This window comes from Knoellia sp. S7-12 (assembly GCF_040518285.1).
Taxonomy (GTDB): domain Bacteria; phylum Actinomycetota; class Actinomycetes; order Actinomycetales; family Dermatophilaceae; genus Knoellia.
Genome location: NZ_CP155449.1, coordinates 3,153,210 through 3,176,897 on the forward strand (window position 1 = coordinate 3,153,210; position 23,688 = coordinate 3,176,897).

A 23,688-nucleotide genomic window follows, 5' to 3' on the forward strand; every position below is an offset into this window, starting at 1 on the left:
GGTATGCCGCGTGCTCGCGTTCCGCCGCGCGGCACCTGTGCGCCCCTGACCTGCGAAAACCTCAAACCTTGCGGCCCGCGGCGGCCTTCCTGTCAGGTAGACAGGAGGCATGCCCGACATGCTCGATCCCCCGGCTTTTGCGTTCGCCGGCGACTGGAGCGGCCAGCTCGTCGCCACGGCGATCCACACCGGTCACGATCTGCGAGAAGAGATCCGTGACGTGATGGTGCTCGACGAGTCCACGCGACGGCGCGAGGAGGATCCGTTCACCGATGACATCGGCTCACGCTGTCCAGCCCGGGTCATCGTGCACCGTTCGCGGTTCGAGATCGACCTCAACCGGGACCGGGAGCAGGCCGTCTACCGCCGCCCCGAGGACGCCTGGGACCTCGATGTGTGGCGGGAGAGCCCACTCGCTGACGACATCAGTGAGCGCAGCGCGCGGATCCACGACGCGTTCTATGCCGACCTCGGCGCGCGGCTCGACGAGGTCGCCTCCAGAGGACCGTTCGTCGTCTATGACGTCCACTCCTACAACCACCGACGGGACGGGGACGACGGACCCGAGGCGCCATTCGAGGACAACCCCGAGGTCAACGTCGGCACGGGCTCCCTCGACCGCGACCACTGGGGCGGCGTGGTCGACGCGTTCATGGGCGCACTCTCCGGCCCCGCCACCGCAGGCGGCGAGATCGATGTGCGCGAGAACGTCCGCTTCAAGGGCGCGCACCTCACGCGGTGGGTCCACGAGCGCTACCCGGATCGCGGCGTCGCCCTCGCCCTGGAGTTCAAGAAGACCTACATGGACGAGTGGACCGGCGAGCCGGATCAGCACCGCATCGACACGCTGTCGCAGGCCTTGGGCGAGTCCGTCGAACCGGTGCTGCAGGCGCTCAGAGCTGCCTCCGGTGGCACGGCTTCAGGCGTCGCGCCGTGAGCGCCCCGAGCCTGTCCGTCGCGGACCTCGCGATCGACCATGCGCTGGCCCAGACTGCTCGCAGCATGCAGTTCCTGCTCGACGTCACCCCCGTCAATGCCGACGAGGTGAGGCACGCGTTCACCGATGGCACCGTCGCAGAGCCGTTGTTTCACTATCGACCCCCGGAGACGTCGCCGGACGTCCTGGCCAGGGCGCTCGAGAACATCGACGTCGCGAGCGTCGAGGACGCCACCCTCGGCCACCTGCTGCGGGCCAAGCATCGCGAGCTCGGGCTCCAGATCGAGATGCTCCGGGCACGCGGCACCGGCGACTTCAGCGTGCTCAGCATCGAGCTCTACGGAGGTGCCACACCCGAACTGTGCAGACAGGCCGACAACATCCTGGCTCGGGTGCACCGTTCCGAGGACGCTGGGCACAGCCTCTCCGCACCCGAGTTCCTTGAGCTCGCTCATCGTGAGATCGACTTCTATCGCGAGGTCGACCCCGAGATCGACATCCACGCCGAGATGCGTGACGACGTCAACGGGGTCATGGTCAGTGGCAACACGCTGCTCATCGACAGGGATGTCGTGGTCCAGCGGGCGCGTGCCAACGCGCTCATCCAGCACGAGGTCGGCACCCACCTCGTCACCCAGGTCAACGGTGCCGCCCAGCCCGTGCAGGTCCTTGGCACGGGTCTGGCCGGCTACGACAAGACCCAGGAAGGGCTGGCCATACTCGCCGAGATCGGATGCGGCGAACTGACGCCGTTCCGCCTGCGGCAACTGGCCGCCCGCGTCCTGACCGTGCATCGGATGCACGGGGGCGCAGCCTTCGTCGAGGCTTGGCGCGCCCTCGTCGACGACGGCTTCCCCCAGAGCAGCGCCTTCACGACCACGATGCGCGCCTTCCGCTCTGGTGGGCTCAGCAAGGACGCGATCTACCTGCGCGGACTCGTCGAACTCCTCCGCCACCTGCGCGGTGGCGGAAACCTGGACCTCCTGTGGCTTGGCAAGTTCTCGCTGGACGACCTGCCTCTCATCCGCGAACTCGACAAGCGCGGCGTCCTCCGTTCTCCCCGTCTCGTTCCTCGCTACCTCGAGGACCCGAGAGCGACCCAGCGGCTCGACGCCGCGGCCAACCAGGCCGATGACGTCGCCAGACTCATCGAAGGAGCAGCATGAAGATCGGATTCGTCGTCAATGACGTCATGAGCGAGAAGCCCGTCTACACCACGATCCGGCTGGCGATGGCCGCCGAGCAACTGGGGCACAATGCGTTCCTCATGGGCATCGGTGACTTCGCCTACGAGCCGGACGGCTCGCTGACCGCGCGGGTGCGTGGGGGTGGGAAGGGCAAGAAATACCGATCCCTCGAGCGCTATCTCGACGACGTACAGACCCCGGACGTCGAGGTGCAGATGCCCGTCGGTGAGTTCGACGTCGTCATGCTGCGCAACGACCCAGCCGAGGATGCCGGAGGGCGCCCCTGGGCCAACAACGCGGCCGTGGCGTTCGGTCAGCTCTTCGCGGCCGCCGGAGTGCTCGTCGTCAACGACCCCACCCGGCTCGCCGACGCGCTGTCGAAGGCCTACTTCCAGCACTTCCCCGAAATCGTGCGACCCCAGACGCTCATCTCCCGCGACGAGGACCAGATCGCCGCGTTCATCGCCGACCTCGGTGGTCGAGCAGTGCTCAAGCCACTGCAGGGTTCCGGTGGCAGTGGGGTCTTCCTCGTCAACAGTGCCGAGTCGCCCAACCTCAGCCAGATCATCGAGGCCATCGCGCGCGACGGCTACGTCGTCGCCCAGGAGTTCCTGGCCGCCGCCACCGATGGTGATGTGCGGATGTTCGTCATGAACGGGCGTCCGCTCGAGATGGAGGGGCAGATCGCCGCGTTCCGGCGCAAGAGCGGTGGAGATGACTTGCGCAGCAACATGTCGGCCGGGGGCAAGGCGCACAAGGTGGCAGTGTCCGACGAGATGCTCTCGCTCGTCAACACGGTGCAACCCAAACTCGTGGCTGACGGCATGTTCCTCGTCGGGCTCGACATCGTCGGAAACAAGCTCATGGAGGTGAACGTCTTCAGCCCGGGCGGACTGGGGTCGTGCCAGGTCCTCTATGGGCACGACTTCGCCAAGCAGATCATCCACGACCTCGAACGCAAGGTCGACATCAAGGGACACTACGGCGCCGAGATGAGCAACCTGCGGCTGGCGACGCTCTGAGGCTCGCCAGGCGAGCAGACGGCATACCCCGATTTTTGGGGTATGCCGCGTGCCCGTGTTTCGGGGGTATGTCCCCAAGGTATGGATTGCACAAAAATGTGTGAGAACTATGGACTCCACGGGTGAGGCGCTGGCAGGGTGCATGTGTGACCGCAGAGTTGCGGTCCACGACCAGGAGGAACACGTGACATCCACCTTCATGAAGAGGGCTGCAGTGATCGCCGCTACCGCGACGTGTGCTGTGGCCACGACGGCAGTGGCCATTCCCGCCGGCGCCGCTCCACTCCCCACGCCGACGTCGTTCGTCGTCGCCCAGGGCGGCACCGGCACCGCCAAGGCCGTCGCCGCCGTCGAGGCGGCAGGCGGCACCGTCGTGCAGGAATGGCCCCAGATCGGTGTCGTCATCGCCAGCGCGACCGACGACACCTTTGACGACATGGCTCGTCGGGCTCCCGGCATCGTCGCGGCGGGCCCCTCCCGTGCGATGCAGGCCTACGTGCCGGCCTCGACCATCGTTCCCGACGGCACGGTCCAGGGCCTTGGCGCCGGCACCTCCGGTGGCGACGACACGAAGGAGCCCCTTTTCGCCGAACAGTGGGACATGCGCCAGATCGGTGCCGACAAGGCCCACCTCAAGACCGACGGCAACCGCGCCATCACGGTCGGCGTCCTCGACTCCGGCATCGAGGCCGACCACCCCGACCTCGCCGTCAACGTGGACGCCTCGCAGTCGGTCGACTGCACCGACCGCGGGATCCCGAACCAGGACCCCAAGGCGTGGCAGCCCACCACCTCCGACCACGGCACGCACGTGGCCGGCACGATCGGTGCCGCCCGCAACGGCGTCGGCATGATCGGCGTCGCGCCCAACGTCAAGCTCGCCTCGGTCAAGGTTGTCGAGGATGCCGGCTACATCTACCCGGAGTACGCGATCTGTGGCTTCATCTGGGCGGCCGAAAAGGGCATGGAGGTCACCAACAACTCGTACTACATCGACCCCTACGCCCTCTGGTGCAAGAGCAACCTCGACGAGAAGGCCGCCATCCTGGCCGTCGAGCGGGCCCTGAAGTACAGCGAGAAGAAGGACGTCGTCAACGTCGCCGCCGCGGGCAACTCGGCCTGGGACCTCTCCAAGCCGATCCTCGACACGACCAGCCCCAACAACACCCCGGAGCCGACTCCGCGCGACACCGACCAGCGCTGCTACGACATGCCCACCGAGGTCGGCAACACCGTGACGACCTCCTCGGTCGGCCCGACGGCCGTGAAGTCCTTCTATTCCAACTGGGGCCGGGGCGTCGTCGACGTCACCGCACCCGGTGGTGACTCGCGCGTCGTCGCGGACACCCCGTCGAAGAACGGCCGCGTCCTCTCGACCGTCGTCGGCGGTGGCTGGGGCTACAAGCAGGGCACGTCGATGGCTTCACCGCACGCTGCTGGCGTCGTTGCCCTCATCCGTGGCACCGACACCAGGCTCAACGCCAAGCAGTCCATCAGGACCCTCGAGAAGGAGTCCGACACCCTCGCATGCCCGTCGTTCTATGACGCCAACCGTGACGGTGTCAACGACGCCACCTGTGAGGGTGGCGCGTCCGGCTCCGGCTACTACGGCGCTGGTCTGATCGACGCACTCGACGCCGTCACCAAGTGACGTTCGAGTGAGCGCCTGACCGTCTGACCGTCTGACCCGTCAGGCACAAGGCCCGTGCCCCCTCCCTGGGGGGTGCGGGCCTTGTCGTTTCGACGGTGAGAACCTCACCGCGATGGCACGATCACCCGCATGACGCTCACGAGTACCGAAGATCCGGCAACACGGACTCGTCAGTGGCTCACCCGGCCGCGGGCATTCGGTGCCCTGGCCGCGTTGGTCCTGGCCGGGTCGACCATGGCCGCAACCGGGATCGGCACGGGTCCTGGCCTGATCGGTCATGACCTCGGCACGACCTTGGGCATCAGTCGCTCGGCGCCGACCACGTTCTCGTCCGGGATCATCCTGCGCAACCACGGCTGGCTCGACGTGCAGATCGAAAGCGTCCGCCCGATCCCACGTGGTGACGCGGCGAAGGGTCTGTCGTTGCGCGAGATCTCGTTCACCCTCGAGACCTACCCCGTTGGCATGTCAGAGGGATCCGCCGAGTCGGAGATGCCTCGTTCCGTGCGCCGCCCAGCTGCGGGCTTCGTGCTTCCGCCGAGCGACGGCTCCCCAGAATCTTCCGCCTTCGGGGTCGCCACCTGGGAGCTCGTCACAGCTGGCGATTGGGCTTATGACGGCTACGAGGTCGTCTACCGCCACGGGTTCGTCCGCCACCGGACCGCGGTGGGCCCCCGCACGGTTGCCTGCCCCAGCTCGGTCACGACCTGCGACTGAAGGATCCTGCGCTCAGGGGACGGCGGCGAGGAACAGGTATGCCGCGCAGAGCGTGAGGTGAACGCTCCCCTGCAACCTTGTGGCCCGCCCGGGCACGACCGTGAGCACGGCCGTCACGATGGTGATGGCAAGCAGGGTGATCTGGGTGGCGTCCAACCCGAGGTGAAGGGGTGTGCTGATCCAGATCGTCGCGATCGCCAGGACCGGGATCGTCAGACCGATGCTCGCCATGGCGGAGCCCAGAGCGAGGTTGATGCTCGTCTGGATGCGTTCGCGGCGGGCGGCGTTGACGGCCGCGATGGTCTCGGGCAGCAGCACGAGCAGGGCGATGACGACACCGACGAACGAGTGCGGCAGGCCAGCAGCAGCCACGGCTTCTTCGATGGACTTCGACTCGACCTTGGCCAGTCCGACGACGGCGACGAGCGACAGGACCAGGAAGCCGAGCGCGATCCACGCCTCGCTGTCCGTGGGCGGCGTGGCGTGCTCATCCTCGGGGAGCGGCTTGCCCTTGGACCCCACGGGCAGGAAGAAGTCGCGGTGGCGCACGGTCTGCGTGAGGACGAATGCGGCATACAGGCTCAGCGAGGCGATCGCCGCAAAGGCGAGCTGGCTCGACGTGAACTCGGGCCCGATCGCTCCGGTGGTGACGGTCGGGAGGACCAGGCAGACCGCGGCGAGGGTGGCGACGGTGGCGAGCGCGCCACCCGTGCCCTCGGCGTTGAACCGGACCATCCCGAAGCGGCGGGAGCCCACGAGGAGCGACAGCCCGAGGATGCCGTTGACCGTGATCATGACCGCGGCGAACACCGTGTCGCGAGCCAGGGTCGAGGTTCCTGCCCCACCGCTGAGCATGAGCGTGACGATGAGCGAGACCTCGATGACCGTCACTGCCACAGCAAGCACGAGGGATCCGAACGGCTCACCCACACGGTGGGCGATGACCTCGGCGTGATGGACGGCCGCGAGCACTGCGGCACCGAGCAGCACAGCGACGAGACCGACGACGATTCCGTTGATGTCGCGACCCCACGTCACGGCCAGCGCGATGAGGGCGAGGACGGGGGCGATCGCGGTCCAGTGGAGCAGGTTCTTGCGGGTCGTCGTGCTCGGCGGCGTGTCGTTGTCGACGTCGTTGTCGGTCCCGGTTCCGACCCCGGACTCACTGCCGGTCATCAGCCGGCTCCGTGGCCTGCCGCAGCGAGCTCTTGGGCGGCCTGCTTCTCGGCGATGGCGACGACGTTGCTCAGGAGCATCGCGCGGGTCATGGGTCCGACACCGCCCGGGTTGGGACTGACCCACCCGGCGACGTCCGCGACATCGGCGGCGACGTCACCGGCGATGACGGAGCGACCCTCCTCGACGACGCGACTCACGCCGACGTCGAGCACGGCTGCGCCGGGCTTGATCATGTTGCCGGTGATGAGTCCGGGGACACCTGCCGCAGCGATGACGATGTCGGCGCGGCGGACCTCAGCGGCGAGGTCGACGGTGCCGGTGTGGCACTGGACGACGGTCGCATTCTCGGAGCGGCGGGTGAGGATGAGTGAGAGTGGGCGTCCGACGGTGATGCCTCGACCGACGACGACGACCCGCGCACCGGCGATCGGCACGTCGTAGCGGCGCAGCAGCTCGATGCAGCCCACAGGCGTGCAGGGCAGGGGCGCTTCCTGGCCAAGGACGAGCCAGCCGAGGTTGGTCGGGTGGAGTCCGTCGACATCTTTGCCGGGGTCGACAGCGGCGAGGATCTGGTTCTCGTCGAGGCCGGTGGGCTGCTGCACGAGGAAGCCGGTGCAGGCCGGGTCCTCGTTGAGCTCACGCACGACCGAGAGGACGTCGTCCAGGCTGGAGTCGGCGGACAGGTCGCGGCGGATGCTCGAGATGCCGATCTCCGCACAGTCCTTGTGCTTGGCATTGACGTACCAGCTGCTGCCCGGGTCGTTGCCCACGAGGACCGTGCCGAGGCCGGGCGTGATCCCGCGTTCGGCCAGCGCGGCGACACGACCGCGGAGCTCCTTCTTGATCGTCGCGAGGATGGCCTTGCCGTCAAGTGTCTGAGCAGTCACCCAGCAATTCTCCCAGACGCCGCGGGGGCTCCCGACCGCCGCTCTGCCGAAAGGCCCACGGTCGAGTCGTGGGTGCTCTCGATTCGCGCTGTGCACTGCTGCGCTGGGCTGCAGCAATGCAGGCACTGCTGCGCTGGGGAGCAGCAATGCAGGCACTGCTGCGCTGGGGAGCAGCACTGCACAGCGGCGGCCGAGAAGGTCAGGGGGTCGCGGTCGCGAGGGCCGCGAGAGCCGCAGGGAAGCACTCGGCCGGCGGCGTCACGAGACCCGCGCCGACCTGCCCCGTCCCGGCCACGCGCCCGGCCATCCCCGTGTTGATCTGCGGCAGGATCCCGGTGCGCACGACCGACACGACGTCGATGCCGGTCGGCGTCCCGCGGAAGTCGAGGATCGGCACCTGGAACATGGGGTGCTCGCCGTGCGTGATCTCGTACATCGTCTGGGTCGCCCGCAGCGCGAACGCCACATCACCACCGACGAACTTCACGATGGCCGGGGCCGCAGCCATGGCGAATCCGCCGATACCGCCGGTCTCGGTGATGGCCGAGTCGCCGATGTCGGGGTTGGCGTCGTCGGGGCCGTAGTCGCCGAGGAACAGACCATCCGGGGTGTTCGCCGGGCCGGTGAACCACTGGTCGGACGTGCCGGAGACCCGGATCCCGAAGTCGGTCCCGTTGCGAGCCATCGTCGTCACGAGCGACGAACCGGGTATGCCGTGGGCCGCCATCGTCGCGAGCTTGCAGGCCGGCATACCGAGATTGAGGAAGAAGTGCTCGTTTGCACCGGAGAAACGCACCGCCTCGGCGATGTCGGCCGAGCTCGCGTCGGCGGTGATCATGCCGGGCAGCAGCTCGCGCAGGAGCATGAGCGAACCAGCACGGTTGCGGTTGTGGCCCTCGTCGCCCATCTGGAGCATCTGCGCCAGGATCGCCTTGATGTCGAACGGCCCTGTACGGCGCACCGACTGCTGCAGGATCGGGCCGAGCACGTCGGTCATCCAGTGCAACCGGTCGATCACCTCGGGGCCGTAGGCGCCGTAGCGCAGCACCTTGCCGAGGCCCTCGTTGAGCGAGCACCACGACCACGCGTCGTGGACCTCGTCGCGCAGGCCATACATCCACATCGACGGTGACACGACGCCCGCCATCGGGCCGACGGCGTCGCGGTGGTGGCACGGCTCGAACGCGAACTTGCCTGCGGCGAGGTCGTCCTCGGCGCGCTCGGCGTTGTCAGCGAGCCCTTCGAAAAGCACAGCACCGATGAGGGCGCCCTTGAGCGGACCGGACATCCGCTCCCACTCGATGGGCGGTCCGGCGTGGAGGAAGGTGCCGCGTTCGAGGCCGAGGGCGTCCTTGGCCTGCTTCACGTCGCAGAGCTCGGCTCCAGCCGCCGTCAGGCGTGCGTATGCCGTCGCGTTGGCCTCCGCTCGACGTGCGTCAGCCAGGACGGTGGCGAGGTCCGTCTCGGTTCCTGCCATCGGCGGTTGCCAGTCGGCCTCAGTGACGGTGACGGCCTGACCGCGCAGGGCGTCGGCGAACAGCTGGACACCTGCCGTGGCCACGGAGGGCGATTCGACGCAGAGCAGTCCGTGCAGTGGCTGGTTCATCGAGCTCCTCCGAGGAACGTCAGGGCGTGGCGGGTGGCATCACGGTTGGAGAGGAAGACGGACGCGCCGGCGCCGGAGAGGGTCTGCGCGGTGGCGGCAAAACCCTGCGGGTCGCCCTTGGTGCCCGTGAGGGACACGACGACCGGCAGCTCCCGGCCGCTGTCGCGCGCGGCACCCTTGGCCGCGCGGATCGCGTCGGCCAGCTCGCCAGCCGGGTCCTGATGGGCGCCGAAGCCGAGGACGAGGTCGAGCAACAGCGCGCCACACGTGGGGTCCTGCGCCTCTGCGGCGATGCGCTCCATCCGCAGTGTCGGGTCGATCATCGGGTGCGCCCGCCCCTGGGTCAGACCGTCGTCGCCGAAGTCGATGACGAGGTGCCCGTCGTGCGTGAGACCTGAGCCGAGGGCCAGATCGTCGCGCAGCGGGATGTTGGACCGGATGTCGCCGAGGGACTCCGCGGCGATGAGCATCGCCTCGTCTGCGAGAGTGCCGCCGCAGAACAGTCCGCGCAGACTGCCCAGCCCTGCGCCGGGCTCAGGATCGCTGTCCGACAACCACTTCGGCCATTCCGGCACGTCGTGTCCCTCTGCCTTGAGCACCGCCTCGAGAGCGGTGGTGAGGTCGGGCCGACCGGCACCGAGCGTGGCCCAACGGACCGGGAGACCCAGGCCGGCGGCATACGCCTCGAGGTCCGTGAGGACCGCCTCGTCCGGAGGTTTGGAGACGACGACGATGGAGCTCGTGGCGGGGTCCGCTGCGAGTGCCGCCAGCGCCTGTCGGGTCGACCGTCCACCGACAGCCGCCTTGAGGTCGCGTCCGCCGACCCCGAGGCAGTGTGAGATGCCCACTCCGGCAGCGTCGAGCAGACACATGATCTGTTGGGCGCCCGTGCCCGACGCGGCGACGAGCCCCATCGGGCCTGCCTCGACCACGTTTGCGAAGCCGAGGGCGACTCCCCCGACGACTGCCGTGCCACAGTCCGGGCCCATGATGAGGACATCGACCGCCGCTGCGGCGTCCTTGAGTCGGACCTCGTCCTCGACGGGGACGTTGTCCGAGAAGAGCATCACCGAGGCGCCAGCACCGATGGCATCAAGAGCCTCGGTGGTCGCGTACCTGCCCGGCACCGAGATGAGCGCGAGCTCCGCTCCCCCCACCCGAACGGCTCCACTGGTGGTGCGCGGCGCGGGGGCATCGCCGAAGCCACCGCTGGGCGCTGCCTTCGCGCTGAGGGCGGCGGCGGCCGCCGCGAGGCCTGCTGCGACGGCGTCCTCGTCGACAGCCCGGATTGCCACTACGAGATCGTTGGGGCCAGCAGCCTCTGGGATCTCGAACCCCATCCCGCTGAGCACCTCGACGTTGAGCTCGGTCGTCATCGCCACCTGCGCAGCCTCGACCCCCTCGACGTCGGCGACCGTGCGAGACACCTGGAGCAGCGTCACGGAGTCGTGGTAGGCGCCTCGACGCAGATCGACGTGGGTAATCGTCACGACGGGATTCCTTCCGGTAGAGGGGAATTGGCATGGAGCAACACCTGGTCGATGCCTTCGAGGAGACCTGCCCCCGAGGTGTGGCCGATCGCGAGCACGAGCTCACGAGAGGGGCCTGCGTCGGTGGACCCGGCGACAGCGTGGGTGACGTGGTCGACAACGGAAGACACGGCATACCCGGCGTGCGCGGCAAGGATGAGGGAAGCCGACAGGCTTGTCGTGCGCCCCACGGGGATCTCGCCCGGCAGGGCGATGCCGAGGGCGCGGGCTGCGAGAAGCGCGCCGCAGAGGACGTCGTCGGCGCGCGGGGTGAGGCCCTCGCCGCGACCAAGGTCCGCGAGGAGTGGCTGCCAGTCGAACGGTGTGGCGTTCGGAGATGCGGTCGAGACCCGTCGTGGTCGCCAGGAACGAACGATGCGTATGCCGTGTGCCGGCAGGGAGATCTCGTCGCCGCCGACGATGACGACGTCGCCGGGTGCCACTCCCCAGTCACGAGGGCTTGGTTCGGCCAGGCGGACGGCAGTGGGCAGGACAAGGGCATCGCTCGTGACGACGGAAAGGACGTCGGTGTGGGTGGCGCCCTCATCGGAGAGCGCGAGATAGAGCGCCGTGGGGAACGCGGCGAGCACGACGGCCGGACGGCATGGACCCGCGACGAGGTCGTGAGTGAGCGGGGAGGCCGCGGCCGGAATCGTGGGAAGCACCCTTGGAACGCTAGTCAGCGTGACTACAGTGGCCGGATGGTAAATGTTGCCAACGATCTTGGCGCTCAGGCTCAGCACTTGCCAGCAGAGGTCACGGTGGAGTCGCTGCAGCGCGTCGTCGACCACCAGGCTGAGCTGCTACGACGCGAGGACGAGGTCAATCGGATCCTCGTGCAGACCGTCCTCACCGGCGGGTCCCTGGCCGACCTTGGTGAGGCCCTCGTCGGGTTGTTCCCCGGAGTCACTCTTGTGACGACGACGGATGGCCGCATCGTGACCACGGCGGGGTCGGAGGCCGATCGCGAGACCGTCATGGCACTCGACTGCTTCGACCGCACCGGACGCCTCATCGTCGAGGACGAGCCGGTCGGCGTGCGTGCCGCCGGTGCAGTGAAGTCCGAACGCACGATGGTGCGGATCGTCGCCGGCACGTCGGACCACGGGCTGCTCGCGGTGTTCACGCCGGGGAGGGTGCTGACCACGACGGACGTGCACGGTTTGGAGCGAGCAGCCGCGGTCGCCGCACTGGCGATCACCAAGGAGCAGGCTGTCTCTGCGGTCGAGGGCAAGTACCGCGCGGAGTTCCTGCGCGACACCCTCGTCGGTCGAGTCGGCGCCTCGGAAGAAGCCATCGCCCACGCCGCATCGTTGGGCTGGACCCTTGATCGCCGCATGGTCGTCGTCGTCGCCGAGACCGATGAGGACGACGCGCACACCACTCGCGATGGTGACGAACTGCGTTCTCTCCAGGAGCGATTCGTCCGTGCTTGGGTGCAGGCAGTGCGGACCCGGGAGCCCAAGGCGCCGGTCGCCGGCTTCTCACAGGAGGTCGTCGCACTCCTGCCAGCACCCTGCGTTGGTGACAGTGAGCAGGAGACCGTGATGCGCGCTGTGGGCGAGGTCGTCAAGGTCGTGCGGGGTGACGGCGGCGGCGGTCGGCGGACGTTCTCGACCGGCGTCTCACGGCCGGTGGACTCCGTGGCCGACATCCCCCGGGCCTATGCCGAGGCACTGCGTGCGGTGGCTGTGGGGCGGCAGATGCAGGGCGAGTCGGCGGTCATGCACTTCGACGGGCTCGGCATCTATCGGCTGCTCTCGCTCATCCCCGACACAGCCGACCTGCGGGCGTTCGTTGACGAGGCACTGCGTGAACTGGCCACCGATGCGCAGCCGTCCTATGCCGACCTGCGCCAGACGTTGCAGGTGCTGCTCGACACCAACCTCAACGTCGCCGAGACGGCCCGGGTCCTCTTCTTTCACTACAACACGCTGCGCTATCGCATCACCAAGCTCGAGCAGATGCTCGGACCCTTCACGAGCGACCCCCAGCTGCGCCTCACCCTGTCACTGGCCCTGCGGATCAGGCAGATGCGCGGGGTCTGACCTCGCCCGTCGCCCGTGGGGGATGAGAGGCCTCTCATCCACGCCTCACCAACCCCTCACACACCTCAAGTGGACTGCTCTTAACGCACCGAACCGGTGCAGTGCCCATGTGGAGAGGAGCCCGAGTTGCGACACCACGACCAGCCGTTCCGCGTCATGCTCTACTCGCACGACTCCGTCGGGCTCGGACACATCCGGCGCAATCTGGCCATCGCGCATGCCCTCGTCACGGACTCGCAGGCCCTCAGCGGTCGTCCGGTGACCGGGATCCTGCTCACCGGCGTCGGCCACGAAGCAGACCTCAACGTCCCCGACGGCTTCGACGTCGTCCTCCTGCCGGGCATCTGCAAGGGCACCGTCGGCTACCAGCCGCGCAACGTCCAGGTCCCCATGGACGACCTCATCGACATCCGTGAGCGCGTCGCCACGGGGGTCGTGCAGGGCCTCACCCCCGACCTCATCATCGTCGACCGCCACCCCTATGGCGTCGACGGCGAGCTGCGCGCGGTCCTCGCCCAAACCCGTGCGAAGCGTCCCGACACCACCATCGTGCTGGGCTTGCGCGAGGTCCTCGATGACCCCGCGACGGTGGCGCGCGAGTGGGCCGCCCTCGGTGACCTCGACGAGTTGCGCTCGATCTTCGACGAGATCTGGGTCTACGGCGACCCGGCCGTCCACGACGTCCGGTCCACCGGCGAGCTGCCAGCAGAGCTGCACGACCTCGTCCGCCACACGGGCTACCTCTCGGACGGCCGCCACTGGGTCCCTGAAGAACACCCCACCGAGCAGCCCTATGTCCTGACCATGGTCGGGGGCGGCAGCGACGGACACGCGCTCGCGCACGCTGCGGCCCGGGCCACGATGCCCCACGGGCACCGTCACCTCGTCGTCGGCGGTCCGCAGATGCCTGAAGGCGACCTCGCCGACATCCGGGCCGTCGCCGCACCGGGGACCTCCATCGTCGCGTCCGTCCCGGACGGGCTCGCGACGATCCGCCGCGCCAGCGCCGTGGTCTCGATGGCGGGCTACAACACCGTCTGCGAGGTCATGAGCACCAGCACCCCGGCCCTGCTCGTCCCGCGACAGGCCCCTCGCCTCGAGCAACTCATTCGTGCGCGGGCTCTGGCCGCCGTCCGTGCATTCGACGTCCTCGAGTCCGACGACCTCACCCCCGGCCGGCTCACCGACTGGATCGCGGGAGCCGTCACGCGCACCCAGGACCGCAGCGGGATCGACCTCGCCGGACTGACCGGCGTCACCCACCGCGTCGCCACCCTCCAGGGCGCCGACACCGACGAGGAGCCCACCCGTGTCGCCGTCTGAGCCAACCCTCCCGAGCCACCTCCCAGACCAGCTCACCACCACCCACCCGCGGCCCCCACGCGTCGGCTACGTCCTCAAGGTCTACCCGCGATTCTCGGAGACGTTCGTCGTCACCGAGATCCTCAGCCGCGAGGCGCAGGGCGAGGACCTCGCAATCTTTGCGCTGCGCCCCACGACCGACGCCCGCTTCCACCCCGAGATCGCCCGGGTGCAGGCTCCCGTCACGCACCTGCCGAAGCCGGTCAAGCTCACCGACGCCTGGGCCGTGCTGCGCGAGGCGCAGGAGGTGCGACCCGACCTCGGAAGCCGACTGCCCGGCATACTCGCCCATCTGACGCGTCTCGACCCGACCGAGGCGGTGCAGGGAATCCAACTCGCGCTGCGTGCCTCAGAGCAGGGCATCACCCACCTGCACGCCCACTTCGGCTCGATGGCCGCGCGGGTCGCGCGGGTTGCGAGCGCGATCGCAGACATCCCGTACTCCGTGACCACCCACGCCAAGGACCTCTTCCACGAGGACGTCGACCCTGCGCTGCTGCACGACGTCCTCCAGCACGCCGACCACGTCGTCGCGATCAGCGAGTACAACGAGGACCACCTCGCCCGCCGCTTCCCCGACATCGCCGACCGCGTCGTCCTCATCCGCAACGGGCTCGACCTGACGCGCTTCCCGTATGCCGACCCCGCACCACTCGAGGGACCGCTCAAGGTCGCCGCCGTCGGTCGTCTCGTCGAGAAGAAGGGTTTCACGCACCTCATCGAGGCGGTGCGTGTCCTCGCCGAGCGCACCAGCACCCAGCCCCGGGTGGAGGTGCGGGTCGCCGGCGACGGCGAGCTCCGCGCCGAGCTCGGCGCCCAGGTCATTGCCGCCGGGCTCACGGGCACGGTCGAGCTGCTGGGTCCGCGCAGCCAGGACGAGGTGCGCGACCTCCTCACGTGGGCCGACGTCATGGTGGCGCCGTGCATCGTCGGCGCGGACGGCAACGCCGACGGGCTGCCGACCGTCCTCCTCGAGGCCATGGCCATGGGCGTCCCCGTCATCGCCAGCGACGTCACCGGGATTCCGGAGGCGGTGCAGCACGACGTCACCGGGCTGCTGCTGTCGGCGAGACGACTCGGCGCGGGTGACGTCGGCGAGCTCGTCGACGCGCTCGAGTCCGTGACCGGTCCCGCCACCCCCTGGGTCGCCATCGCGCGTGCAGCGCGACGGCTCGTCGCGACCCACTACGACACGACGAACCAGGCCCGGAGCCTGGCCGCCCGCCAGCAGGGTGCCGCCCTGCTGGTGGGCTGAGAGGAGACCACGATGCGCGTCGCGTATCTCACCGCCGACCCCGGCGTCCCCGCGTTCGGCACCAAGGGTGCCTCCGTCCACGTGCAGGAGGTCCTCCGTGCTTTCCTGACCCGCGGAGACTCCGTCCGGTTGTATGCCGCCCACACCGGCGAGCACGTCCCCTCCGATCTGGTGGACCTCCCGGTCGTCCACGTCCCGGTGGACGGCGGGCACGAGGATGCGGCGGGATCACGCGAGGAGCGGACCGCCGGACGCGAGCAGCGTCAGGCCGCAGCGTCCCTCGAGATGGCGGCCCTGGCCATCGCCGCCGGAGCGGAGCTGGTCTATGAGCGCTACTCCCTCTTCTCGAGTGCTCTCGCGGAGGTCACCGGTGCGCTCGCCATCCCCGGGGTGCTCGAGGTCAACGCCCCCCTCATCGACGAGCAGGCCATCCACCGGCACCTCGTCGACGCCGACGCCGCGCTGCGCGCCCTTCGGACCCAGGTCCGCGCCGCGACCGTCGTCGCGTGCGTGTCCGAGCCGGTGGCGGAGTGGGTGCGGCGGCACTGCCCCGACGCGGCATCGAAGGTCCGCGTGACGCCCAACGGCGTCAACACCCACCGCATCAGGCCATCCGCGGTGGCCACCGGTGACCCGGTGGTCGTCTTCGTGGGCACCCTCAAGCCGTGGCACGGCGTCGAGGTCCTGCTCGACGCGGCCGCACTCGCCGAGCAGCCCTGGCAGGTGCGCATCGTCGGCGACGGACCCCAGCGGCCGTCGCTGGTCGAGCAGGCGGAGCGTCTCGGGCTCGACGTGGACTTCCGCGGAGCAGTCGTCCCCGACGACATCCCCGCCGCTCTCGACGGGGCCGCCGTCGCGGTCGCGCCCTACCCGGTGCTGGACGGTGCCGAGCAGTACTTCTCGCCGCTCAAGATCTACGAATACGCCTCTGCGGGGCTCCCCGTCGTCGCCTCCGCCGTCGGACAGGTCCCGAGCATCGTCGGAGACGGTGTCACCGGCCTGCTCGTCGAGCCCTCCGATCCCGGGGCCCTCGCCGCCGCCATCGACACCCTCGTGAGCGACCCGGACCGGGCCCAGGCCTTTGGTCGAGCCGGCCGGGTCGCGGTCGAGACCGGGCACTCATGGGACGCGGTCCTGGCCAGGATCCTGACCGGCATACCCCCTGTCGACGAAGCCACGCACGGCCGAACCGGAGGTGCGGCCGCGTGAGTGCCAAGCCCACGAAGCCCACCGTCACCGGTCCAGCGCTGCGGCGCACGCTCGGTCTCGTCCGGCCCCACCTGCGCGAGCACAGCACGCTGCTCGGCGGAGGCGCGTTGGCGCTCGTGTTCGAGGTCGTCTTCCGCGTCCTGGAACCGTGGCCGGTGAAGTTCGTCGTCGACGCGGTCACGCGGTCGCTCGGCGCCGACCTCGCCAGCCCCGGACCGCGCGCGAGCCTGCAGCTGCTCCTCGTCTGCGGGCTGGCCACCGTGGCCCTCGTCGGGATGCGGGCCGTCTGCAACTACCTCGCGACGGTCGCCTTCGCGCTCGGCAGCTCACGGATCGCGACCGAGCTGCGCCAGCGTCTCTTCCGGCACGTCAACCGGCTGTCGCAGGAGTACCACTCGACCACTCGCAGCGGTGACCTCGTGCAGCGGCTGGTCGGGGACGTCGGCCGACTGCAGGAGGTCGCCGTCACGGCCGGTATGCCGTTGCTCGTCAACGTGTTCACCCTCATCGCGATGTCCGGTGTGATGTTCTGGCTCGACCCGTTGCTAGCCCTCGTCGTCCTGGTCGCCGCGACGATCTTCCTGCTGCTGTCGCGGGTGAGCACCCCCAAGATCACCAGCGCGTCGCGCAAGACGCGCAAGGCCGAGGGCGACCTCGCCAACATCGCCCAGGAGACCATCGGCGGGATGCGCGTCGTCCAGGCATACGGCCTGGAGCGGGCACTCGAGCAGGAGTTCAGCGGCCGCAACAGCTCCTCGCTCAAGGAGGGGGTGCAGGCCCGCCGGCTCGCGGCCGCGCTCGAGCGCAGCACCGACGTCCTCGTGGGGGTTGCCACCGCCGCCGTGCTCGTGCTGGGCGGTCAGCGGGTCATGGAGGGTGCGATGACGCCCGGCGACCTCGTCATCTTCCTCACCTACCTCAAGACCGCGATGAAGCCGCTGCGGGACCTCGCGAAGTACACCGGGCGGATCGCTCGTGCCACGGCGTCCGGGGAGCGCGTCGCCGACGTGCTCGACGAGCAGCCCGACATCACCAGCCCACCAGAACCGGTGAGGCTCAGTCGTTTTGACGGCAACGTGCGGCTCGACTCGGTCACCGCCGGCTATGGCGACGACCCGCCAGTGTTGCGTGAACTCTCCCTCCACGTGCCCGCCGGCCAGCGGGTCGCCGTGGTGGGGCCCTCCGGGGCAGGCAAGTCGACCCTCACCAACCTGTTGACCCGCATGCTCGACGTACGCTCGGGCAGCGTCCGCATCGACGGGTTCGACGTGCGCGAGCTCCACCTCGAGGACCTCAGGGCGCAGGTGGCCGTGGTCCTCCAGGAGTCCGTGCTCTTCACCGGGACGGTTGCCGACAACATCCGCCACGGGCAGCCCGGCGCCACCGACGAGCAGGTCCGGTGGGCAGCGCGCGAGGCCCGCGCCGAGGAGTTCATCGAGATGCTGCGTGAGGGCTACGACACGCAGGTGGGCGAACGTGGAGCGACCCTGTCCGGCGGCCAGCGCCAGCGGATCGCCATCGCCCGCGCCCTGCTGCGCGACGCCTCGGTCGTCATCCTCGACGAGGCCACGTCCGGCCTCGACGCCGAGAACGCCGGCGCCGTGCGTGAGGCGATCGAGCGTCTCACACAGGGCCGCACCACCGTCGTCGTCACGCACGACGAGCAGACCGCCCGTGAGTGCGACCGCATCATCTGGATCGAGGACGGTGGCATCCGATGGGACGGGCCGGCCGACGGACAGCTGCCCGGGGGTGCGGCGTTCACCGGGACGTCGCCGACGCTCCCTCTGGAGACAGGGGTGCGGGCGTGACCGCCGTCCTGACCGGTGAGCGGGCCACCGCCGACCTCCTCATCGACCACACCCGGCTCTCGGAGGTGCTGGGCCGCGGGGTGCGTGCCCACCGTCTCCGCTTCAAACCCTCGCTCTCCACGATCGCCGTTCTCGTCGACAATGCCGGTGCCGATGCCGGGGCGGGTGCCGGTGTGCCGCAGTGGATCCAGGTGAGCCATGCCGCGCATGGCGACAAGGTCGCGAACGCCGTCCGGCGTGCTGAGGAGCGCGGGCAGCGGGTGGAGGTGCGCCACGTCGACGGGCTGACTGTGGCGCTCGGCGATCTCGACACGGACCCGCGGCTGCAGCGGGGTCTCGATGCCCTCCGCACCCGCCACTCGTCGGTCGCTGACGCGCTTGCCGCGGGCGACCTCGAGGTGCTGCGCTACAACCCACGGCGACGGCTGGTGCTGCGCCGACGGCTGCCCGACGACCGCAGCGAGGTCTTGCGGGTGACCGCCGCCAAGCAGTACGGGTCGCGTCGGGCCATGGCTCTGCTCACCGATGCGGGTGTCCCCGTTGTCGAACCGCTGCCCAGGGAGTCCCTGCCGCTGTCTCACCGCGTCAGCGTCTGGCCGTGGTTCGGTCGGGGAGATCTGGCCCACCTGGGTGGGCTGACCGACACGAGAACCGGCATCCGTGCCGGAGCAACCGCCGCCAGCGGCGCAGCAACGGATGCAGCGTGCGCGGCCGGCGACGTGCTGGCCCGCCTGCACGGCGCAGACGTCCTGCACGCGAACCTGCCCGACCCCGGACTCGCCCTGTCCTCGCTCGTGACCGACCTTGCCGTTCTCGACCCGGACGCCGCCGCCCGGATGGATGTCGTGGTGCGTCAGACCCGTGCCCGAATTGCCGCCGAGCCCTGGCCTGTGGGCTCGGTGCACGGAGACTTCTCGGCCGACCAGGTCCTCGTCGGTGGGCCGGGCGAGGACGTGGTGCGCCTCATTGACTTCGATCGTGCAGGGCGCGGACCGTTGCTCTGTGACCTCGCGGCCTTCGCCGCCGCCGAGCTGCTCGCGACCTCGCGGGCGTCGGCGGCGCCCGGTTCCCCAGACCTCGAGACCCTGCCGCTCTCGGCCGCCCTCTTCTCGGGGTATGCCGCCCGCCCCGGTCCCGCCGCCGTCTCACCAGAGGGGCGGGGGTTGCGGACGTGGGTGGCCCGGTCGCTGCTCACCCGCGCCATCGAGCCGTTCCGCTGCGCCGACCCGGACTGGCTCGCCGCGATCCACGGACGCATCGACCAGGTCGAGGACGTGCTGCGGTGAGCGACGTCGGCTGCGGGGCGGTGCCCTCGGTGCTCGACATCGACGGCGACACCCTCACGGTGGGACGGGCCTGGCCCCGACCTGTCCGAGACGGCGCCAGGGTCCTGCTCGTCGAGGGTCGCGACGGTGCCGGTCGGCTGCGCGCAGCCCGGCTGCGGCTCGAGCGTTCGGGCGACGGCTGGGCCGTAGCAGAGTCCCGGGTCGCTCCCCCGGGTGGAGACCCCCGCCTCCCCGGCCTCGCGCTGGCAGCCGTCGGCGGGACGCTCGTCGTGCACCGCTACGGCCGGCGAGCGGTCATTGCCCGGGACGACTCCTATGTCAAGGTCGTCCGCCCCGGCAACGGGCCGGTGGTCGCCCAGGCAGCCCGCCACGGCCGCGCCCTCGCGTTCGCCGCCGGCTTCGACGCCCCCACCGTCGAGGATGTCGGCGACGGACAGGTCGGCTTCGGCGTCCTGCCCGGGCAGAGCCTGCACGAGCTGGGGGCCCGGCTCACCGCCACTGAGTGGGCGCTCTGGTGGGCCCGCTGGGCCACGGCCTGGCCCGTGCTCGCCCGGCCGGCCGGCGACATGGGCGCACAGCAGCTGCCCTCACACTCACCCCGGGACGAGGCGGCCATCCTCCGACGCTGGGTCAACCACGTCACCGACTTCGAGGCCCTGCCCGTTGTGGCGCGCCGCCGGTTGGGCGAGCGTGCCGAGGCGGTGTCGCACGCGCTCGTGCACGGCCCCGCACAGCATCCGGTGGTGAGCCACCGCGACCTGCACGACAAGCAGGTGCTCGCCCACGCAGGTTCTCTGGGACTGCTCGACTTCGACACGGTCGCGCTGGCCGAGCCGGCGCTCGACCTCGCAAACCTGTTCGTGCACGCAGGGCTGCGCGCCGACCAGGCCCTGTGGTCACCCTGCCACCGCGACATCGCCCAACGGGCGGTGCTCACCGTCGCCGAGCAGACAGGCGTCGACCTCGGACGCTTCGAGACCTACGCGGAGGCCACCCGGGTCCGCCTCGCCTGCCTCTACGCATTCCGACCAGCCCAGCGCGACCTCGCCCTCGGCTGGGCAGGCGCTCCCCTCGCCTCCGCAACCCTGCCCCACTAGGCCAACGCTGCGGACGCAGAAGCCTCAGGTGGAGATCGGACGCCCCCGACCCCGCAAGGTCCCGAGAGCGGACCGAACCAATGGACATGCAGTACCCGGCCCGCAGCAGCACTCCGCCCTTCAGGGAATGGCCCAGTCCGCGACCACTGCATGTCCATTGGCCCGGCCCTTCTCAGCCAGTCATACCCAGGCCGCGGCGGCCGATCTCGTTGAGCCGCTCGGGCTGGAAGCGCCCCTCCCAGTCGCGTTCGTAGTGCTCCTCCGGGAAGTCGCTCGGGCTGGAACCGGTCATGAACGCCTCACGCACGCTCGCGGCATACGCCTCATTGCGGGGGCACCACGGTGCCGCCGGGATGTACATGACGTTGCCCCAGCCGACCTGCTCCTCGACTTCGGCCACTGAGTGGATGAGGTCGCAGTGCCACCACACGGTGTCTCCGGCCTGCACGTCCGGGATGCCGGAGACGGCCTCCATGAGCAGCGGGTGCCACTTCAAAGTGATGGGGAACGTCTGGTTGTGGGCGACCCCGCACAGCTCATCGTCCGGGACGTCATCGAGCAGCGGACGGAGCATGAGGTAGGCCATCGCCTCGGGGATCGGCACCGTGTGCAGCACGCCCTGGTCGTGGCCCATGTCGGACAACGCGGTCCAGCCCTGGAAGGTCCGGAACGCTGAGCACATCGTTGACGCCGGGTAGTTCACGGCGTCGGTGCGGTGCGCGGCATCCCACGGGTCATAGTTCTCGACAGTGCCGTCGAAGAGGTGGCGGAACACGTCCTGGTAGCCCTGCGTCAGGTAGAGGTCGATCGAGCCGGTGTCGAGATGAGTCCCGAGGCCCGCGGAGTCGGTGCCTGGCGGACGGCGCCGGATCCGGTCGGGATAGAGGGAATCGCGATCGGGGTCGAACCACTGCGTGCCCTGCGACTCAAAGGTCCACTGGCTGTTGAGGAAACCCTGCACCGCGGCCATGCGCGGGCTCTGGCGCGCTTCCATCTGCGGCTGCGACCAATAGATCGGGTAGATCTCGGGCGTGCTCTCGACGCTGGCGAAGAAGTCGTCGGCGGGCCCGGTGTAGTTCTCGAAGAACCTGTTGCGCTCGACGTAGTCCACGATGTCGCGGTCCCACTGGAGCGCCTGCTCGTGGGGGAAGGTGCCGCGCACGACCGCGCAGCCGCGCTGCTTGACCTTGGCGACCAGTTCGGGCGGCACCGTGCCGGCCTCGATGTCGGCGAAGTCGATGACCGGCCAGACCTGCTCTCCGCGTTCGCGCTCGGCCTTGATCTCCTCGACGCGCTCGGAGATGCGGGCCTCGAGGTCGGCGAAGTGCTCCTCGACGGTGTGGCCGCTCCGGGCGATGCGCGCCCGCAGTGCCGCTTTGATCTCGCGGATGGCGCCCGTGACGTCTTCCGGTTTGCTCTCCCAGTGGGGCAGCGGCTGTGTCGCGGCGTTCGTGCTTCCGTCGGTGATGTCGGTGGTGGTCATCGTCGACCTCTCGGGTAGCTAAATCCTATTTGTTAGGACTCCTGACTGGACTGCTTCCGGCAAGAGTAGCGCCGCCCTCTGCTACTTTGCAAGGACTCCTAACGAAAGGATGGTCGTGGCCGTCGATCTGCCCTCGCTCGACCTCCTCCGCTCACTCAGCGACCGGCACGTCCTCGCTGCGGTGGCTTCGGCCGGTCAGCTCACTCGCGCGGCCGTCGCCACAGCAACGACCCTGTCGAAGCCGACGGTGTCGCAGAGCGTCGCGCGGCTTCTCGACGCCGGTGTCCTCGTGGAGGGCGAGCGCACGTCGGGCGGCCGGGGCCGGGCCGGCACCTACCTCGCCGTCAACGACGCCGCCGGGTGCGCCCTCGCCATCCAGGCCGGACCCCAGGGTGTGATCGGCGAGGTCGTCGCCCTCGACGGGCGGATCCTCGCGACGAAGCGCCGCTCGCTCGCCGTGCCCGTCACCTCGGGCGCACTGGGGCGTGCGCTCGTCTCGGTATGCCGTGCGCTCGCCTCGGACTCCCCCGGCCCGATCCGTGCCGTCACCCTGTCCGTGGCCGACCCTGTGGACCGACGCACCGGTCGCGTCGTCGAACTACCCGCGAGCCCGTTCCTCGTCGGCGAGCTCGACCCGGTGCACCTGCTCGAAGGAGTCGTCCCGGTCCGCCCGATCGTCGACAACGACGTCAGCTGGGCGCTGCTCGCCGAACGCCAGCAAGGCGTCGCCGCAGGGGTCGACGACGTCCTCCACCTCTATCTTGACGAGGGCATGGGCGCCGCGATGATCAGCGGTGGACAACCACTGCACGGAGCACGTGGCCTCGCCGGCGAGATTGCCTACTCCCGGACATCCGTGCCGGGGGGCGGGCGGCGTCGAGCAGTCAGCGGCACGCTCATGGACTGCGTCGAGTCGCTCGGCTATCTCAAAGAAGGCACCAAGGCGATCGAGGTCGAACGTCTCCTCGAGGACCTCGATCGCGGAGTCGGCCAGGCCAGGACCCTCGCCGCCGCCGTCGGCGAGGTCGCCCGGGCGCACGCCTATCTCCTCGACCCCGAACTGGTCGTGCTCAGCGGACGGTGGGGACGGCATACCCAGGTCGTCGATGCCGTGACCACGGCGATAGGTGACGCGGGAGGCCTCCAGGCCACCGTCACTGTCGCGCACGTGACCCAGGATGCCCCCCTCGTCGGTGCTCGCACGAGCGCTCTCGGCGAGTTGCTCCGGACGTGGTCCCCAGGACCCAGGGCCGTGCCACGATGAACCGTGTGACAACCGTGTGACACAGGCCTCTTCGAGTTGCCAATGACCCGGGCGGTCCCCTGTCACAGATTGACGAATGACCCTGAGGGCGCCGCCGTTAGCGTCCTTCTATCCACGATGACGTGGTCCCCGGAAGCGCCCCACTGAGGAAGGCAACA

The 23,688-nt window shown here is 69.6% G+C and carries 19 protein-coding genes; 13 read left to right on the forward strand and 6 right to left on the reverse strand.

Going from position 1 to position 23,688, the window contains the following annotated elements; translation table 11 throughout:
• The first annotated feature begins 109 nt into the window (after positions 1-109).
• The 5 genes from V6K52_RS15190 to V6K52_RS15210 all read left to right on the forward strand — a co-directional run bounded on the left by V6K52_RS15190 (position 110) and on the right by V6K52_RS15210 (position 5,514).
• Positions 110-937: an N-formylglutamate amidohydrolase gene (locus V6K52_RS15190; protein ID WP_353950957.1), complete on the forward strand. Its 828-nt coding sequence runs from the start codon at positions 110-112 to the stop codon at positions 935-937.
• Positions 934-2,103 carry a tyrosine/phenylalanine carboxypeptidase domain-containing protein gene (locus V6K52_RS15195; protein WP_353950958.1) on the forward strand — a complete coding sequence of 390 codons (1,170 nt, stop codon included), beginning with the start codon at positions 934-936 and terminating at the stop codon, positions 2,101-2,103. Before V6K52_RS15190 ends, V6K52_RS15195 begins: the two co-directional genes overlap by 4 nt.
• A complete protein-coding gene (locus V6K52_RS15200; RefSeq protein ID WP_353950959.1) occupies positions 2,100-3,146 on the forward strand; it encodes a glutathione synthetase in 1,047 nt (348 codons plus the stop codon). The genes V6K52_RS15195 and V6K52_RS15200 overlap by 4 nt, the downstream gene beginning before the upstream one ends.
• Positions 3,147-3,330: 184 nt before the next feature.
• Entirely contained in the window at positions 3,331-4,797 is a 1,467-nt protein-coding gene (locus tag V6K52_RS15205; RefSeq protein WP_353950960.1) for a S8 family serine peptidase, read from the forward strand.
• Between the two features lie 129 nt (positions 4,798-4,926).
• Positions 4,927-5,514, forward strand: a complete 588-nt coding sequence (locus V6K52_RS15210) for a hypothetical protein (RefSeq protein ID WP_353950961.1) — start codon at positions 4,927-4,929, stop codon at positions 5,512-5,514.
• A gap of 12 nt (positions 5,515-5,526) precedes the next feature.
• Here V6K52_RS15210 and V6K52_RS15215 read toward each other — a convergent pair whose 3' ends face one another.
• From V6K52_RS15215 to V6K52_RS15235, 5 genes are all read right to left on the reverse strand, one after another.
• Positions 5,527-6,690, reverse strand: coding sequence for an ionic transporter y4hA (locus V6K52_RS15215; protein WP_353950962.1), 1,164 nt, complete (start codon positions 6,688-6,690; stop codon positions 5,527-5,529).
• Positions 6,690-7,580, reverse strand: a complete 891-nt coding sequence (locus V6K52_RS15220; RefSeq protein WP_353950963.1) for a bifunctional methylenetetrahydrofolate dehydrogenase/methenyltetrahydrofolate cyclohydrolase — start codon at positions 7,578-7,580, stop codon at positions 6,690-6,692. The genes V6K52_RS15215 and V6K52_RS15220 overlap by 1 nt, the downstream gene beginning before the upstream one ends.
• Positions 7,581-7,779: 199 nt before the next feature.
• Positions 7,780-9,186: a DUF1116 domain-containing protein gene (locus V6K52_RS15225; RefSeq protein WP_353950964.1), complete on the reverse strand. Its 1,407-nt coding sequence runs from the start codon at positions 9,184-9,186 to the stop codon at positions 7,780-7,782.
• Positions 9,183-10,676 (reverse strand): FdrA family protein, encoded by a 1,494-nt coding sequence (locus tag V6K52_RS15230; protein WP_353950965.1) that lies wholly within the window; start codon positions 10,674-10,676, stop codon positions 9,183-9,185. The genes V6K52_RS15225 and V6K52_RS15230 overlap by 4 nt, the downstream gene beginning before the upstream one ends.
• Positions 10,673-11,380, reverse strand: a complete 708-nt coding sequence (locus V6K52_RS15235; protein WP_353950966.1) for a DUF2877 domain-containing protein — start codon at positions 11,378-11,380, stop codon at positions 10,673-10,675. The genes V6K52_RS15230 and V6K52_RS15235 overlap by 4 nt, the downstream gene beginning before the upstream one ends.
• 36 nt (positions 11,381-11,416) lie before the next feature.
• On the opposite strand from V6K52_RS15235, the gene V6K52_RS15240 reads away from it, so the two are divergent.
• The 7 genes from V6K52_RS15240 to V6K52_RS15270 all read left to right on the forward strand — a co-directional run bounded on the left by V6K52_RS15240 (position 11,417) and on the right by V6K52_RS15270 (position 20,783).
• Positions 11,417-12,763 carry a helix-turn-helix domain-containing protein gene (locus V6K52_RS15240; RefSeq protein ID WP_353950967.1) on the forward strand — a complete coding sequence of 449 codons (1,347 nt, stop codon included), beginning with the start codon at positions 11,417-11,419 and terminating at the stop codon, positions 12,761-12,763.
• Between the two features lie 126 nt (positions 12,764-12,889).
• The gene (locus tag V6K52_RS15245) at positions 12,890-14,086 is read left to right on the forward strand and encodes a glycosyltransferase (protein ID WP_353950968.1); all 1,197 of its coding nucleotides are present in this window, start codon (positions 12,890-12,892) and stop codon (positions 14,084-14,086) included.
• Complete coding sequence (locus V6K52_RS15250; RefSeq protein ID WP_353950969.1) at positions 14,073-15,380, forward strand: glycosyltransferase; 1,308 nt, start codon at positions 14,073-14,075, stop codon at positions 15,378-15,380. Before V6K52_RS15245 ends, V6K52_RS15250 begins: the two co-directional genes overlap by 14 nt.
• A gap of 12 nt (positions 15,381-15,392) precedes the next feature.
• A complete protein-coding gene (locus tag V6K52_RS15255; RefSeq protein ID WP_353950970.1) occupies positions 15,393-16,589 on the forward strand; it encodes a glycosyltransferase family 4 protein in 1,197 nt (398 codons plus the stop codon).
• Positions 16,586-18,400 (forward strand): ABC transporter ATP-binding protein, encoded by a 1,815-nt coding sequence (locus V6K52_RS15260; protein ID WP_353950971.1) that lies wholly within the window; start codon positions 16,586-16,588, stop codon positions 18,398-18,400. Before V6K52_RS15255 ends, V6K52_RS15260 begins: the two co-directional genes overlap by 4 nt.
• Positions 18,397-19,686 carry a phosphotransferase gene (locus V6K52_RS15265; RefSeq protein WP_353950972.1) on the forward strand — a complete coding sequence of 430 codons (1,290 nt, stop codon included), beginning with the start codon at positions 18,397-18,399 and terminating at the stop codon, positions 19,684-19,686. Before V6K52_RS15260 ends, V6K52_RS15265 begins: the two co-directional genes overlap by 4 nt.
• The gene (locus V6K52_RS15270) at positions 19,683-20,783 is read left to right on the forward strand and encodes a hypothetical protein (protein ID WP_353950973.1); all 1,101 of its coding nucleotides are present in this window, start codon (positions 19,683-19,685) and stop codon (positions 20,781-20,783) included. The genes V6K52_RS15265 and V6K52_RS15270 overlap by 4 nt, the downstream gene beginning before the upstream one ends.
• Positions 20,784-20,955: 172 nt before the next feature.
• Here the strand turns inward: V6K52_RS15270 and V6K52_RS15275 are convergent, their stop codons facing one another.
• The gene (locus tag V6K52_RS15275; RefSeq protein ID WP_353950974.1) at positions 20,956-22,266 is read right to left on the reverse strand and encodes a DUF1479 domain-containing protein; all 1,311 of its coding nucleotides are present in this window, start codon (positions 22,264-22,266) and stop codon (positions 20,956-20,958) included.
• Positions 22,267-22,381: 115 nt separating this feature from the next.
• Between V6K52_RS15275 and V6K52_RS15280 the strand changes: the two genes are divergently transcribed.
• A complete protein-coding gene (locus V6K52_RS15280; RefSeq protein WP_353950975.1) occupies positions 22,382-23,530 on the forward strand; it encodes an ROK family protein in 1,149 nt (382 codons plus the stop codon).
• Positions 23,531-23,688: the final 158 nt, after the last annotated feature.